This is a genomic window from Bradyrhizobium sp. UBA2491, assembly GCF_002341725.1.
Lineage (GTDB): Bacteria > Pseudomonadota > Alphaproteobacteria > Rhizobiales > Xanthobacteraceae > Bradyrhizobium.
In genome coordinates this window covers 1-14,430 of record NZ_DDOP01000050.1, presented here as the reverse complement: position 1 = coordinate 14,430, position 14,430 = coordinate 1, and the positions used below count along the sequence as shown (strand labels likewise).

The window sequence follows — 14,430 nt, the reverse complement described above, 5'->3', positions numbered from 1 at the left end:
AATCGTCAGCGCGCGACGCTGCGCGGCGGCGGTCGAAATGATCAAGCGGAAATCCCCCAAAGCCCGACGCGGACTGTACGCAGGGGTCGTTGCCAGATGGTGAATGACGAGTTGCTGGCGCGTGCTATCCGCGCGTCGTCCCGGCGAAAGCCGGGACCCATAACCACAGGATGCAGTTATTGAAAGAAGCTGTGGCCCCTACGTCGTGCAACAATAACCTTCGGTGGTAATGGGTCCCGGCCTCCGCCGGGACGACGGTGGGGCTAGCTCCGCCTTGCCGCTTCCAGCGCTTGCGGCGTGTCGATGTCGAGGAAGGCGCTGTTGCCTTCGACCGGGACCTCGGCGACCACCTCGGCATGCTTGGCGATCAGGTGACGAGCACCGATGTCGCCGTCGAGCGTCATCAATTCCCTGAAGAATCTGCGCGACCACAACACCGGATTGCCGCGGCGGCCCTCGCTGACCGGGACCGCGATCAGGTGGCCGCGATCGGGCGCGAACGTCTCGATCAGTCGGTCGATCAGCTGCGCATCGATCAGCGGCATGTCGCCGAGACAGACGATCGCGCCATCGACATTGTCGGACACCGCCGAAATGCCCGCCTTCACGGAGCTTGCGAGGCCGCCGGCGAAGTCCGGATTGCGGACGAATTTCACCTTGAGCCCGTCGAGCGCCTGCTCGACCAGACCGGCCTGATGCCCGGTGACGACGATCACCTCCGAGGCCTTCGAGGCCAGCGCCTGCTCGGCGACGATACGCGCGAGCTTCTTGCCGTCGAGCTCGGCGAGCAGCTTGTTCGGGCCGCCCATCCGGGTCGAGCGACCGGCGGCGAGCACGATCGCCGCGACGTGGCGGTTGCCTTCGGTGTCCGGCACGGTGCGCGGCTGCGGCCGCGTCACGATCTCCATCAAGAGACCACCGACGCCCATGCCGGTCAGATCCGACCGTGTCACCTTGATGCCGGCGAGCAGCCGCATCAGCACCCAGTCGAACCCGTTCTCGACCGGCGAGCGCGCGCAGCCCGGCGCACCCAGAACCGGGACACCGCCGGCACCGCCGATCAGGAGCAGATTGCCGGGATCGACCGGCATGCCGAAATGCTCGATCGCGCCGCCGATCGCGGTGATCGCGGCCGGAATGACGTCGCGGCGATCGGCGATCGCGGACGCGCCGAACACGATGACGAGCTCGGCGCCGAGGCCGAGCAATTCCTTGATCGAGGCGGCGAGCACGGTCTCGTCATGCGGCACGCGGCGCTCGGCGATGATGCTGGCGCCAGCCGGTGCGAGGCGTTCAGCGGTGACGCGCAGCGTCTTGTCGATCACCTTCGGCGCGAGGCCCGGCAGCAGGGTCGAGACCACGCCGACCTTCTTGATCACATAGGGCGCAATCCGCAGCGTGTCGCGGCCGGCGACCGCGACGGCGGCATCACGCAACTTGCCCTCGACGCCGAACGGGATCAGCTTGACGGTCGCGATCATCTCGCCTTCGACCACCGGCTTGAATGCCGACAGCGTCGCAAAGGTGATGGCTTCATCCACGCCGTTGATGCGATCGACCGCCGCGCGGTCGACCACCAGCACGCCGGGGCGCGCGGCAAACAGATTGGCGCGTCCGGTGAAGGCGCGCTCGACATTGACGCCCTCGCCCGCTACCGCCTGCGCGATGCTGGCGGCCGCGGCATCCTCGGAGACGTCGCCGTGCTCCAGCCGCACCACGACGACATCCTTGACGCCGGCCTTGGTCAGCGCCTCGACCTCGTCAGGGCCGATCTTGGTGCCCTTCTTGAGCACCAGCGAACCCTGCCGGAGCGTATGCACGGTGACGCCGCCAATCGCGTCGGCCGGACTGGCGGGACCGAACTTCATGCCGCTTCTTCTTTTTCCTTGGGGGGCAAACGCAGCTGCGCAGTGATCTCGGCCATGATCGCAACCGCGATCTCCGACGGCGACACTGCGCCGATGTCGAGCCCGATCGGCGCATGGATGCGAGCGATGTCGCTATCTTTCGCACCCTGCGCGCGCAGCCGCTCGGCGCGCTTGGCATGGGTCTTCCGCGAGCCGAGCGCGCCGATGTAGAAGCAATCGCGGTCGAAGGCGTGCAGCAGCGCCGGATCGTCGATCTTCGGATCGTGCGTCACCGCGACGAACGCCGTGTAGTGATCGACGTTGAGCGGCGGCAGCGCGACGTCGGGCCATTCGGCGACCAGCGGCACGTCGGGAAAACGCTCCGGGCTCGCGAACGCGGTGCGCGGATCGACCACCGTCACGTCATAGTCGAGCGAGCGCGCCAGCGGCGCCAGCGCCTGGCTGATATGGACCGCGCCGATGATCACGAGCTTCGCGGTCGGCGCGTAGACGTTGAGGAACAGCTTCTTGCCGGCGACCTCGACATTGCCGCTCTTGCCCATTCTGAGCTGCTTGGCGAGCTCGGCGCGCAGCGGATCGGCGGCGATGTCCGCGGCGTTGACCAGGCGCTGCTCGCCATTGGCGGTGTCGGTGACGATGATCACCGGACGGCGCGCGGCGCGCTCGGCGTTCAGCTGTTTCAGGATCTCGAGCTTCACGGCTAACCGACCTTCTCGACGAAGACGCGGATGGTGCCGCCGCAGGACAGGCCGACATTCCAGGCCGTCTCGTCGGCGACGCCGAATTCGAGCATCTTTGGCTGGCCGCTCGCGATCACGTCGAGCGCCTCGGTGACGACGGCGCCCTCGACGCAGCCGCCGGAGACCGACCCTAAGAACGTGCCGTCGTCATTGATGACGAGGCTCGATCCGGCCGGGCGCGGCGCCGAGCCCCAGGTCTCGACCACGGTGGCGAGCGCCACGCCATGGCCCTCTTTCTGCCAGGCCTCGGCGGCCTGAAGGATGTCTTCGTCGCGATTGAGCATGGTGGCCTCCTGCTATCGGGTCAGGCTTCTTAGGCTACAGAACGGATCAGGCTGCGATGGTGCGCCGGCGGCGGGGATGACAGCGCCCCGATCAAGCCCTTGATGGACGTCAAGTTATGCACCGGGCGAAATTCGTCAACGTGGGGCAACATCATTTTGATGCCCTGCGCCTTGGCCTCGAAGCCGGAATAGCGCAGCAGCGGGTTGAGCCAGATCAGGCGGCGGCAGGAGCGGTGCAAACGGTCCATCTCGAAGGCCAGTTTGGCATCGGCCTCCCGCTCTAGTCCATCGGATATAAGGAGCACGATGGCGCCCTGCCCCAGCACCCGGCGGGCCCAGAGCTGGTTGAAGGTGTGCAGCGAGGTCGCGATCCGGGTCCCGCCGGCCCAGTCCTCGACCGAGGATGTGCAGCTCGCCAGCGCCTCGTCGGGGTCACGCGCCCGTAACGCCCGCGTCACATTGGTCAGGCGGGTGCCGAACAGGAACACCGAGACCCGCTTGCGGGCGTCGGTGATGGCATGCAGGAAGTGCAGAAACAGTCGGGTGTATTCGCTCATCGAGCCGGAGATATCGAGCAGCGCCACGATCGGTGCCGGCTTCTCGATCCGGCCGAGCTTCCTGATGTCGATGATCTCGCCGCCGGTGCGCAGCGAGTTGCGCACGGTGCGGCGCATGTCGAGCCGCAGGCCGCGCGCGTCCGGCTGGTAGCGGCGGGTCACGAGTTCGGCCTGCGGCAGCCGCATCTTGGCGATCTCGCGCGTCACCTCGGCAATCTCGGCCGCGGTCATCTGCGCGAAATCCTTCTTTTGCAGCACCTCCTTGTCGGAGACCGAGAGCTTCAGCTCCTGCTCCTGGGCCTGCGGCCGCTCCTCGCTCCTGGCCGGCTGCGCCATCGCCTCCTGGACCCGGCGCGAGGCCGGCGGCGGCTTCTTCTTGGCATGGTCGGGCAGCGGCACCGAATCCAACATGCTCTTCCACTCCTCGGCGGCGCGGAAGAACAGCATGAAGGCCTGATGGAAGATCAGCGCATGCTCATGGCGCTTGACGAAGATCGCCGCCAGCGTGGCGTAGAAATCGGCGCGGTTGCCGACCTCGATCAGCTGCAACGCGTTGAGCGCATCGATCACCGAGCCCGGCCCGACGGGTAGGCCTGCGGCACGCAGCGCGCGGGCAAAGCCGATCACGTTGTCGGCCATGTGGCCGGTCGGGGGATCGAGGTGGTTGATGGGCATTCGGTGCAATCTCTCCAACTCGTCATTCCGAGGCGCGCGCAGCGCGAGCCCGGAATCCATTTATCATCCCGCGCCTAGCCCAATGGATTCCGGGCTCGCGCCAAGTGGCGCGCCCCGGAATGACGAGCGGTGTCATGCGCGAGACTTACGTCTCGCTCGTCGCTTCCTTCAATGTCTTCTGCAACGCATCGCCCTGCATGCGCGCGATGTCGTCCTGGTATTTCAAGAGCGCACCCAGCGTGTCGCCGACGACCTGCGGCGTCAGTGAGCGGGCGTCGAGTTCCGACAGCGCGGTGGCCCAGTCGATGGTCTCGGCGACGCCAGGCGACTTGTAGAAATCCTGGTTGCGCAGCGCCTGCACGAAGCGCACGACCTGCTGCGACAGTTTTGCGGAGATATTCGGCACCCGCGACTTGACGATCGCGAGCTCGCGCTCGGCCGCGGGATAGTCCACCCAGTGATAGAGGCAACGCCGCTTCAACGCGTCGTGGATCTCACGCGTGCGGTTCGAGGTGATGATCACGATCGGCGGTGCCGGCGCCTTGACGGTGCCGAGCTCGGGGATGGTGACCTGGAAGTCGCTGAGGATTTCCAACAGATACGCCTCGAACGCCTCATCGGCGCGGTCGAGTTCGTCGATCAGGAGCACCGGCGGGCCGGCGACATCGGGCTCGAGCGCCTGCAACAGCGGCCGCTTGATCAGGAAGCGTTCGGCGAAGATATCGCTGGCGAGCTGGTCGCGGTCGGTATCGCCGGAAGCTTCCGCCAGCCGGATCGCGATCATCTGCGCCGCGCTGCTCCACTCATAGACGGCGGAGGCAACGTCGAGGCCTTCATAGCATTGCAGCCGGATCAGCTTGCGCCCGAGTGCCGCCGACAGCACCTTGGCGATCTCGGTCTTGCCGACGCCGGCCTCGCCTTCGAGGAACAGCGGCCGGCCCATGCGCAGGGCGAGATAGGTCACGGTCGCGAGCGAGCGTTCGGCGAGATAGCCGCGCGACGTCAACAGCTGCTCGAGCGCATCGACGGAAGTGGGTAACGCCGATGCACTCATGGAACAGCCAGTCTTCGAACAGGGGTTAGCAACATCACGCGTCAGATCTAATCCTTGGGATCCACTCAGGATCTAGTCCCTTGGATCTAGTCCTTAGCTAGTCCTTGGCGTTGGCGGCTTCCACCGCCCTGCGCGCCAGGACGCCGATCAAATGCGCGCGGTATTCGGCGCTGCCGTGCAGGTCGCTGTTCAGGCCTTCGGCCGAAACCTCGATGCCGTCGAGCACCTTGTGCGAGAAGCGCTTCTTCAGGGCCTCCTCGAACGCGGTGACGCGGAACACGCCGTCAGAGCCCGCGCCGGTGACTGCGACCCTCACGTCGGACGGGCGCTTGGCCACGAACACGCCGACCAACGCATAACGCGAGGCCTGGTTGCGGAACTTGATGTAGGCCGCCTTCTTCGGCAGCGGGAACATCACCTTGGTGATGATCTCGTCGGCCTCCAGCGCGGTCGAGAACAGGCCCTGGAAATACTCCTCGGCCTTCAGCCGGCGCTTGTTGGTGACGATGGTCGCGCCCAGCGCCAGCACCGCGGCAGGATAGTCGGCGGTCGGGTCGTTGTTGGCGAGCGAGCCGCCGATGGTGCCGCGATGGCGCACCGCGGGATCCCCGATCAGGCCGGCAAGCTCGGCGAGCGCCGGGATCGCCTCGCCCACGATCGCCGAGTTCGCGACCTCGGCGTGCTTGGCGGTCGCGCCGATCACCAGCGAACGGCCCTTCATCTCGATCGTATCGAGACCTTCGATATGGGAGAGGTCGACCAGGTGCGGCGGGCTCGCGAGCCGCTGCTTCATGACCGGCACCAGCGTATGACCGCCGGCGATCAGCTTGGCGTCCTCGTTCTTCACCAGCAGGTTGGCGGCCTGCCGCACGGTGCCGGGACGATGATATTTGAATTCGTACATTGGCAAATTCCTGGGAATGTCCTGATCGCTTGTCGCGATGAATTGCTGATTGAGCGAGCTCCGGCTTGTCTAAGCCAGGTCCGACTAAGCCAAGTCCGACTAAGCGAGATCCGATTTGGCCATCGCCTTGGCGCCGGCGGCGATCGAGGCCACGATGTTCTGGTAGCCGGTGCAGCGGCACAGATTGCCTTCCAGCTCCTCGCGGATCACTTCATCGGTGAGCTCGTGGCCCTTGCGATGCACCATGTCGACCGCGGTCATGATCATGCCGGGCGTGCAGAAGCCGCATTGCAGGCCGTGATGCTCGCGGAAGGCCTCCTGCATCGGATGCAGCGGCGCCCCGTCAGCCGCCAGTCCCTCGATGGTTTTGACCTCGTGACCGTCGGCCATCACCGCAAGCGTGGTGCAGGACTTCACCGCCTTGCCGTCGAGATGCACGACGCAGGCGCCGCACTGCGAGGTGTCGCAGCCGACATGCGTACCGGTCAGCCGCAGATTTTCGCGCAGAAACTGGACCAGAAGGGTACGGGGGTCGACATTCGCGTTCACGGGGTTGCCGTTCACGATCATTGAAATCTTGGCCATCAGCACTCTCTTATCTGCACCACCGCATATCGGCGAAGCAGGCGGTTTAAAATCATTCCAGACGGCATAATATGGGCGCGCCCCGCGATGGGCAACCTTTCGAGCCACCCATCCAGGACATAACGGCAAGGCATCGCGGGGTCCGAATGACCCGTCCCACGAGCAGGATAGACTCTAGTTCTGACGCGTTCTCTTCACGCGAACCGGGTGCCCACTTCGCTCGAAAACGCTCTAACCCTGCACCGCCTTGGCGAAATTTGCAAAGAATTCGTCGGCGAGCTTCTTGGCCGCGCCGTTGATCAGGCGCTGGCCGAGCTGGGCGAGCTTGCCGCCGATCTGCGCCTCCACGTTGTAGCTCAGGAGCGTGCCGCCATCCTTGTCGGCAAGGCCGACCGTGGCGCCGCCCTTGGCGAAGCCGGCAACCCCGCCCTCGCCTTCGCCGGAGATCTTGTAGCCGTTCGGCGGGTCGAGATCGCTCAAGGTAACCTTGCCCTTGAAGCGGGCGGAGACCGGGCCGACCTTCATCTTGGCAGTGGCGCGGAAGCCGCCCTCGTCGGTCTTCTCCAGTTCCTCGCAGCCGGGAATGCAGGCCTTCAGCACTTCGGGATCGTTGAGCTTGTCCCACACAGCCTGGCGCGGCGCCGCAAGCTGGACTTCGCCGGTCATTGTCATGGCCATGGGGGACCTCCTCGATCGCTAGCTAAACCTGTTTCCCCAAGTAAAGCAGCCGGCACGCAAAGAAAAGGGCACCTTCGGAGGATGAGCGATGCATATTCGCAGCGCAGCAAAGCCGCGCGATCGCTCGCGAAATCGAGCAATCCGCCTTGCGATTGCGATGCCGGCGGGCATTGGCAGCGGGCTGCGGGAATGGTTAGGTCGCACGCCATGAGCACAGCCCTCTCTCCCCTGCTTGCGCCGATGCTGTCGAGCCCCGCGATGCGCGCGGTGTACGACGATGCCGCCACGCTACAGAACATGCTGGATTTCGAGGCCGCGCTGGCCCGCGCCGAGGCGACGGTCGGCGTGATTCCGTGGGCCGCCGTGACGCCGATTGCGAAAGCCTGCAAGGCCGAATCATTCGACCTGGCAACACTGGCCGACGCCGCGACGCGGTCCGGCAATCTGGCCATCCCCCTGGTGAAGGCCCTGACCGCCGAGGTCGCCAAGGCTGATGCCGAGGCGGCGCGCTACGTACATTGGGGCGCCACCAGCCAGGACGTCATCGACACTGCGACCATGCTGTCGCTGCGCGCCGGCATCGACGCGCTGCTCGCCGACCTCGACCGCGCCGTTACGGGGTTTGCCGACCTCGCCCGCGCCCATCGCAACACCGCAATGGTGGCGCGAACCTGGCTGCAACACGCGCTGCCGATGCCGTTCGGCCTGAAGCTCGCCGAATATGCCGCAGCCTTGCACCGCTCCCGCAAGCGATTGCAACGGCTGCGCCACGAGACGCTGACGCTGCAATTCGGCGGAGCCGCCGGCACGCTCGCCGCCCTCGGCGACAAGGGCTTCGCGGTCGCAGCCCAGCTCGCGAAAGAACTGGACCTGCCCTTGCCAGATGCGCCCTGGCACACTCATCGCGACCGCATCGCGGAGGCCGCATCTGTGTTCGCGATCCTTGCCGGCAGTTGCGGCAAGATCGCGCGCGACGTCTCGCTGATGATGCAGACCGATGTGGGCGAAGCCTTCGAGCCGGCCGGCGCCGGCCGCGGCGGCTCCTCCACCATGCCGCACAAGCGCAATCCGGTCGCCGCCGCCAGCGCGCTGGGAGCAGCGACCATGGCGCCGAACCTCGCCGCCACGATCTTCGCCGCGCAGGTCCAGGACCACGAGCGCAGCGCCGGTCCCTGGCATGCGGAGTGGCCGACCTTGCCGGGCTTGATGCTGGTGACGTCGGGTGCGCTCGCCGCGATCGTCGATGTCGCCGAAGGGCTCGAGGTCGACGCGGCGCGGATGCGCGTCAATCTCGATGCGACCCATGGGCTGATCATGGCGGAAGCCGTGACGTTTGCGCTGGCCGAGAAGATCGGCAAGAGCGATGCCCACCATCTGATCGAGGCCGCAAGCAAGCAGGCGATCGCGAACAAGAAGCACCTGCGCGACGTGCTGTCGGCGGACGCCAAGGTCACCGCGCACCTCGATGCGAAGCGGATCGCGGCACTGTTCGAACCGATGGCCTATCAGGGCGCCTCGCAGGCGCTGATCGACCGCCTGCTGGCTTCGCTGGATGACGAGTAAGTGGAAGCGCGCGTTCGCCCGCGCCTGACAAGGAGCAAGAAATGCCGATGATCAACGCCGACGGGTGCCTGCTCAACGTCCAGGTGGACGGCCGCGACGGCGGGCCGACCGTGATGCTGTCGAACTCGCTCGGCTGCACCCTGCAAATGTGGGAGCCGCAGATGCGGGCGCTGACGCAGTTGTTCCGCGTCATCCGCTACGACCGCAGAGGTCACGGCAAATCCGGCGTGCCGGCCGGCCCCTACTCCATGGAGCGGTTTGGCCGCGACGTGCTGGCGATCCTCGACGACCTCAACATCGACAAGGTGCATTGGTGCGGCCTGTCGATGGGCGGCATGGTCGGGCAATGGCTCGGCGCCAACGCGCCCGAGCGGTTCGGCAAGATCGTCCTCGCCAACACCGCCTGCTACTATCCGGATCCGACCAACTGGCTGAACCGCATCAAGGCGGTGAAGGAAGGCGGCATCGCCGCGGTCGCCGACGCCGTGATCGCGGGCTGGCTGACTGCCGATTTCCGCGAGCGTGAGCCGGAGACCACGGCACGCATGAAGGCGATGCTGCTGGCCTCGCCGGTCGAAGGCTATCTTGCCTGCTGCGAAGCGCTCTCGACGCTCGACCAGCGTGCGCTGCTGCCCAGGATCAAGAGCCCGACGCTGGTGATCGCCGGCAAGCAGGACATGGCAACGCCGGTGTCGGCGGGAGAGATGATCCGCAGCGGCATTCCCGGCGCCAGCATGACGCTGCTCGATGCCGCGCATATTTCCAATGTCGAGCAATCGCACGCCTTCACCGAAGCCGTGGTCGGCTTCCTGACGCAACGCTAACCACCAGCAGCAATGGACGTCGTTGCGAGCGGAGCGAAGCAATCCATGTCACCGCCTGCCGGGACATGGATTGCTTCGTCGCTTCGCTCCTCGCGATGACCGAAGGAGACATCGATGGACGACAATCAGCGTCGCGACGACGGCATGACGCAGCGCCGCAAGGTGCTGGGCAATGAATGGGTCGACAAGTCGATCAAGAACCGCAACGCGTTCAACACCGACTTCCAGGACCTGATCACCCGTTATGCGTGGGGCGACATCTGGACCCGGCCGCATTTCGATCACCGCACCCGCCGCGTGCTGGTGATCGGCACCATGGTGGCGCTCGGCCAATGGGACGAATTCCGCCTGCATGTGCGCGCGGCGCTCGCCGAGGGCGGCTTCTCGCCCGAGGACATCAAGGAGATCCTGCTGCAACAGGCGATCTATTGCGGCGTGCCGGCGGCCAATCACGCCGTCAAGGAAGCCGGCGCGATCATCGCAGAACTAGGGCTGCTGAAGGGATAGCTCGCCTGCCGGCGCGGTTGCGTCGGTGGCAGCCGCCCGTGCGCGCTTCGGCGACGTCTCGAACAGCATCACGATCGCGGTGCCGAGCAGCATCAGAAGCTCCGATGCATGCATGCGCAGCGCTTCGATCTCGCCGACCTTGGAGGCCATCACCATGCTGGCGAAGCTCAGCACGCTGCCGAGGCAGAGCGCCACCGCAAGCGCCTCGTCGGCGCCGCTGCTTCGGCGGAACGGCGAAAACACCGTCATCGCGAGGAAGACCGCGAAGAATGCCGCCACGGTGATCCGCGCCAGCGCCAGGAGCCATGCGAGCCGCACCGTCGCCATCTTGCCAAGGTGCAGATAGTCGCTGGCATACAGCGCGATCGACACGCTCGGCCGCTCATAGAGGCCGTGGATCGGCGACACCATGATGCTGAAGGCGATGATGGTCCAGACCGGAATGAAATAAGCCGCGAGCAGCGCGCCGTTGAAGGAGCTGATCCGCCAGGTATTCGACATTGCCGCTTCCCGTTTGTCTCCGGCGCCTTTGGGAGCGGCGACGGTTCAGCCAGCGAGGTAACGCCGATCAATTGCCGGCGGCAATTTAAACCCTTTGTTTACCTTAACTGGCCTGGGGATTGTCATAAGGGCGGTCGGCGCCGTGTCAAAACGATGCATCAAGTCAGGCCGGCTCGTCTCTGGGCCGCGTCCTTCGACGGGCCCGTGTCCGCGGGCACGCGGTGGCCTCACCGTTCGGATCAGGCGTCCAGTCTTGCCGCCTCGGATCGGGCTTCCGACCGCACCCTGGAACACGGGTTCCGGCGCGATCATTGCAAGGCAAGGTCGCGTCGTCCCTGTGACATCTGAACCGCACCCGCCAAAGTAGTTATGTACAAGCCCTTTCTGCTGCTGCCATGCTGTTGCCGCCGCGGGGGTTCCACTGTTAGAAAATGACACGACGCGACGGATCAGGCTGCCGGGGGCCCTTGCCGCGTCACACGCGACGTGGCGTTTTCGAGCGAAGTGGGGACTAGCGGCAGCGCATGGATTATTTCGCCCAGCAACTGATCAACGGCCTCGTGCTCGGTTCGATCTACGGCCTGATCGCCATCGGCTACACGATGGTCTACGGCATCGTCGGCATGATCAATTTCGCCCATGGCGACGTCTTCATGATCGGCGGCTTCATCGCGATGATCTCGTTTTTGGTGCTGGTGTCGCTCGGCCTCACTGCGATTCCCCTGATCCTGCTGATCGTGCTGCTGGTCTCGATGGTGATCACCGCGCTCTATGGCTGGACCATCGAGCGCATCGCCTACCGGCCCTTAAGGCATTCGTTCCGCCTGGCGCCGATGCTGTCGGCGATCGGCATGTCATTCGTGCTGACCAATTTCTCGCAGGTGTCGCAGGGCGCGCGGGTCAAGCCGGTGCCGCCGATCATCACCGGCGGCTACACGCTGCATGAAGGCCCCGAAGGCTTCGCGGTGCAGCTCTCCAATATCCAGATCGTGGTCGTGCTCGCCACCATCGTGCTGCTCGCGGTGTTCACCTGGCTGGTCTCGCGCACCCGGCTCGGGCGTGACATGCGCGCCTGCGAGCAGGACCAGACCATGGCGGCGCTGCTCGGCGTCGATGTCGATCGCACCATCTCGATGACCTTCGTGATCGGTGCCGCACTGGCCGCCGTCGCCGGCATGATGTACCTGCTCTATTACGGGCTGGTCGATTTCTTCATGGGTTTCGTCGCCGGCATCAAGGCGTTCACCGCCGCGGTGCTCGGCGGCATCGGTTCGCTGCCCGGCGCGATGCTCGGTGGGCTCGCGATCGGCCTGATCGAAACGTTCTGGTCGGCGTATTTCTCGGTCGAGTACAAGGACGTCGCCGCGTTCTCGATCCTGATCGTGGTGCTGATCTTCATGCCGACCGGCCTGCTCGGCCGTCCCGAAGTCGAAAAAGTCTGACAGGCACTTCGTGAGCGCGACATCCGCCCGCCCCTCGCACGCCGCGCAGCCCTCGGGCAGCGCCTTCATTCTCAAGAAAGCCCTGATCAGCGCCGTCGTCGCGCTGGTGCTGTTCTCGCTGATGATCGGCGTACGTACCGAGGCCGGCCCGCAAGGCGGCCTGATCTACTGGACGCGGTTCGGCGATCTCGCGGCCATGGTCGGCACCGTGTTCGGCGGCAGCATCATCATCGAATTGCTGCGGCAATGGTGGGGACCGGTCGATACCGAGCGCGTCGTGCCGAAACCGGTGCAGGCGGCGATGTCGTTCGCCGGCCGCTGGCTGGCTCCGGCGCTGCTGGTGTTCGCCTTCCTGGTCCCGGTGATCTTCTACAACCAGCGCTACATTCTCGACCTCTCGATCCTGGTCGTGACTTACGTGATGCTGGGTTGGGGCCTCAACGTCGTGGTCGGTCTCGCCGGCCTGCTCGACCTCGGCTACGTCGCCTTCTATGCGGTCGGCGCCTATTCCTACGCCCTGCTCGCCACCAATTTCGGCCTGTCGTTCTGGGTCTGCCTGCCGCTCGCCGGCATCCTCGCGGCATTCTGGGGCGTGCTGCTCGGCTTCCCGGTGCTGCGGCTGCGCGGCGACTATCTCGCGATCGTGACGCTGGCCTTCGGCGAGATCATCCGCCTCGTCATCATCAACTGGCAAAGCCTGACCGGCGGCCCCAACGGCGTCTCCGGCATCCCGCGCCCGACGCTGTTCGGCATTCCGCTCGACAACAGCGATGACGGGCTTGCGGCCAAGCTCGGCATCGACTTCTCGCCGACCCACCGCATCGTGTTCCTGTTCTATCTGATCCTGGCGATGGCGCTGCTTACCAACTGGGTGACGATCCGGTTGCGCCGGCTGCCGATCGGCCGCGCCTGGGAAGCGCTGCGCGAGGACGAAGTGGCCTGCCGCGCACTCGGCATCAACGTCACCACGACCAAGCTGACCGCGTTTGCGACCGGCGCGATGTTCGGCGGCTTCGCCGGCGCGTTCTTCGCCACCCGGCAGGGCTTCATCAGCCCGGAATCCTTCACCTTCCAGGAATCGGCGCTGGTGCTGGCGATCGTCGTGCTCGGCGGCATGGGCTCGCAACTCGGCGTCGCGCTGGCGGCGGTGGCCATGATCGGCGGCTTCGAACTGTTCCGCGGCTTCGATCAGTACCGCATGCTGGTGTTCGGCATCGCGATGGTGCTGTTGATGATCTGGCGGCCGCGCGGCCTGATCGGCCATCGCGCGCCGACCGTGTTCCTGGAGCGCAACCAGGCGATCTCGTCCGACCTCGTCAAGGAGGGCCACGGATGAGCGGCGACAACATCCTCACCGTCGACCGCCTGATGATGCGCTTCGGCGGCATCGTCGCGGTCAACGAACTCTCCTTCACCGCGCAGCGGCGCCAGATCACCGCGCTGATCGGACCGAACGGCGCCGGCAAGACCACAGTGTTCAACTGCATCACCGGTTTCTACCGGCCGAGCGGCGGCGCCATCCGGCTCGCCCATGATGATGGCCGCACCATGCAGCTCGAGCGGCTCGGCGATTTCCGCATCACCAAGCTCGCCAAGGTGGCGCGCACCTTCCAGAACATCCGGCTGTTTCCCGGCATGACCGCGCTGGAGAACCTGATGGTGGCCCAGCACAACGCGCTGATGCGCGCCTCGGGGCTGACCCTGCTCGGCCTGATCGGCGCGCCGTCGTGGCGCGCGGCCGAGGAGCGCGCCATCGAGCTGGCGCGGACCTGGCTCGACCGCGTCGGTCTGCTCGCGCGCGCCGACGATGCTGCCGGCAACCTCGCCTATGGCGACCAGCGCCGGCTCGAGATCGCGCGCGCGATGTGCACCGAGCCCGTGCTGCTCTGCCTCGACGAACCGGCCGCCGGATTGAACGCGCGCGAGAGCGGCGGGCTGAACGAGCTGCTGCTCTCGATCCGCAACGACCACGGCACCTCGATCCTGCTGATCGAGCACGACATGTCGGTGGTGATGGAGATTTCCGACCATGTCGTAGTGATGGACTACGGCGTCAAGATCGCCGAAGGCACGCCACAGGCCGTGCGCGACGACCCCAAGGTGATCGCCGCCTATCTCGGCGCCGACGAGGAAGAAGCGATCGCCGTGATGGAGAGCGGCACGTGAGCGCGGCCCCGAAGCCTCCCACCTCCCCCTGCAAGGGGCTGATCATCGAGCATTCTCTTTCCCCGTCATGCCCGGGCTTGTC

At 65.8% G+C, this 14,430-nt stretch carries 15 protein-coding genes; 6 read left to right on the top strand and 9 right to left on the bottom strand.

The genetic code is table 11. The annotated features are described in order from the left end of the window. Positions 1-263: 263 nt before the first annotated feature. The 8 genes from B2W55_RS16555 to B2W55_RS16520 all read right to left on the bottom strand — a co-directional run bounded on the left by B2W55_RS16555 (position 264) and on the right by B2W55_RS16520 (position 7,345). Positions 264-1,868, bottom strand: coding sequence for an NTP transferase domain-containing protein (locus B2W55_RS16555; protein ID WP_024582557.1), 1,605 nt, complete (start codon positions 1,866-1,868; stop codon positions 264-266). Beyond that, positions 1,865-2,566 carry an XdhC family protein gene (locus B2W55_RS16550; RefSeq protein ID WP_024582558.1) on the bottom strand — a complete coding sequence of 234 codons (702 nt, stop codon included), beginning with the start codon at positions 2,564-2,566 and terminating at the stop codon, positions 1,865-1,867. Before B2W55_RS16550 ends, B2W55_RS16555 begins: the two co-directional genes overlap by 4 nt. A 2-nt stretch (positions 2,567-2,568) precedes the next feature. Next, on the bottom strand, positions 2,569-2,892 hold the full coding sequence (locus B2W55_RS16545; protein WP_024582559.1) for an XdhC family protein: 324 nt from the start codon (positions 2,890-2,892) through the stop codon (positions 2,569-2,571). Positions 2,893-2,921: 29 nt separating this feature from the next. After that, positions 2,922-4,124, bottom strand: coding sequence for a vWA domain-containing protein (locus B2W55_RS16540; protein ID WP_024582560.1), 1,203 nt, complete (start codon positions 4,122-4,124; stop codon positions 2,922-2,924). Positions 4,125-4,269: 145 nt separating this feature from the next. After that, positions 4,270-5,178 carry an AAA family ATPase gene (locus B2W55_RS16535; RefSeq protein ID WP_024582561.1) on the bottom strand — a complete coding sequence of 303 codons (909 nt, stop codon included), beginning with the start codon at positions 5,176-5,178 and terminating at the stop codon, positions 4,270-4,272. A 97-nt stretch (positions 5,179-5,275) separates the two neighbouring features. After that, a complete protein-coding gene (locus B2W55_RS16530) occupies positions 5,276-6,082 on the bottom strand; it encodes an FAD binding domain-containing protein (protein ID WP_024582562.1) in 807 nt (268 codons plus the stop codon). Positions 6,083-6,181: 99 nt separating this feature from the next. After that, positions 6,182-6,667, bottom strand: a complete 486-nt coding sequence (locus B2W55_RS16525; RefSeq protein ID WP_024582563.1) for a (2Fe-2S)-binding protein — start codon at positions 6,665-6,667, stop codon at positions 6,182-6,184. 231 nt (positions 6,668-6,898) lie between these two features. After that, complete coding sequence (locus tag B2W55_RS16520) at positions 6,899-7,345, bottom strand: SRPBCC family protein (RefSeq protein ID WP_016840413.1); 447 nt, start codon at positions 7,343-7,345, stop codon at positions 6,899-6,901. Between the two features lie 207 nt (positions 7,346-7,552). Here B2W55_RS16520 and B2W55_RS16515 point away from each other — a divergent pair, with 207 nt between their 5' ends. The 3 genes from B2W55_RS16515 to B2W55_RS16505 all read left to right on the top strand — a co-directional run bounded on the left by B2W55_RS16515 (position 7,553) and on the right by B2W55_RS16505 (position 10,239). Further along, positions 7,553-8,908 (top strand): 3-carboxy-cis,cis-muconate cycloisomerase, encoded by a 1,356-nt coding sequence (locus tag B2W55_RS16515; protein ID WP_024582564.1) that lies wholly within the window; start codon positions 7,553-7,555, stop codon positions 8,906-8,908. A 41-nt stretch (positions 8,909-8,949) separates the two neighbouring features. Next, a complete protein-coding gene (gene pcaD, locus B2W55_RS16510) occupies positions 8,950-9,732 on the top strand; it encodes a 3-oxoadipate enol-lactonase (RefSeq protein WP_024582565.1) in 783 nt (260 codons plus the stop codon). Between the two features lie 114 nt (positions 9,733-9,846). Beyond that, a complete protein-coding gene (locus tag B2W55_RS16505; RefSeq protein ID WP_024582566.1) occupies positions 9,847-10,239 on the top strand; it encodes a carboxymuconolactone decarboxylase family protein in 393 nt (130 codons plus the stop codon). On the opposite strand, the gene B2W55_RS16500 is transcribed toward B2W55_RS16505, so the two are convergent. Next, positions 10,219-10,740 carry a hypothetical protein gene (locus B2W55_RS16500; RefSeq protein WP_024582567.1) on the bottom strand — a complete coding sequence of 174 codons (522 nt, stop codon included), beginning with the start codon at positions 10,738-10,740 and terminating at the stop codon, positions 10,219-10,221. The two genes, B2W55_RS16505 and B2W55_RS16500, sit on opposite strands and share 21 nt — an antisense overlap. Positions 10,741-11,264: 524 nt before the next feature. On the opposite strand from B2W55_RS16500, the gene B2W55_RS16495 reads away from it, so the two are divergent. The 3 genes from B2W55_RS16495 to B2W55_RS16485 all read left to right on the top strand — a co-directional run bounded on the left by B2W55_RS16495 (position 11,265) and on the right by B2W55_RS16485 (position 14,348). Then, positions 11,265-12,182: an ABC transporter permease subunit gene (locus tag B2W55_RS16495; RefSeq protein ID WP_024582568.1), complete on the top strand. Its 918-nt coding sequence runs from the start codon at positions 11,265-11,267 to the stop codon at positions 12,180-12,182. A 67-nt stretch (positions 12,183-12,249) separates the two neighbouring features. Next, positions 12,250-13,518, top strand: coding sequence for a high-affinity branched-chain amino acid ABC transporter permease LivM (gene livM, locus B2W55_RS16490; protein WP_371412480.1), 1,269 nt, complete (start codon positions 12,250-12,252; stop codon positions 13,516-13,518). Continuing rightward, a complete protein-coding gene (locus B2W55_RS16485) occupies positions 13,515-14,348 on the top strand; it encodes an ABC transporter ATP-binding protein (RefSeq protein WP_024582570.1) in 834 nt (277 codons plus the stop codon). Before livM ends, B2W55_RS16485 begins: the two co-directional genes overlap by 4 nt. Positions 14,349-14,430 lie beyond the last annotated feature (82 nt).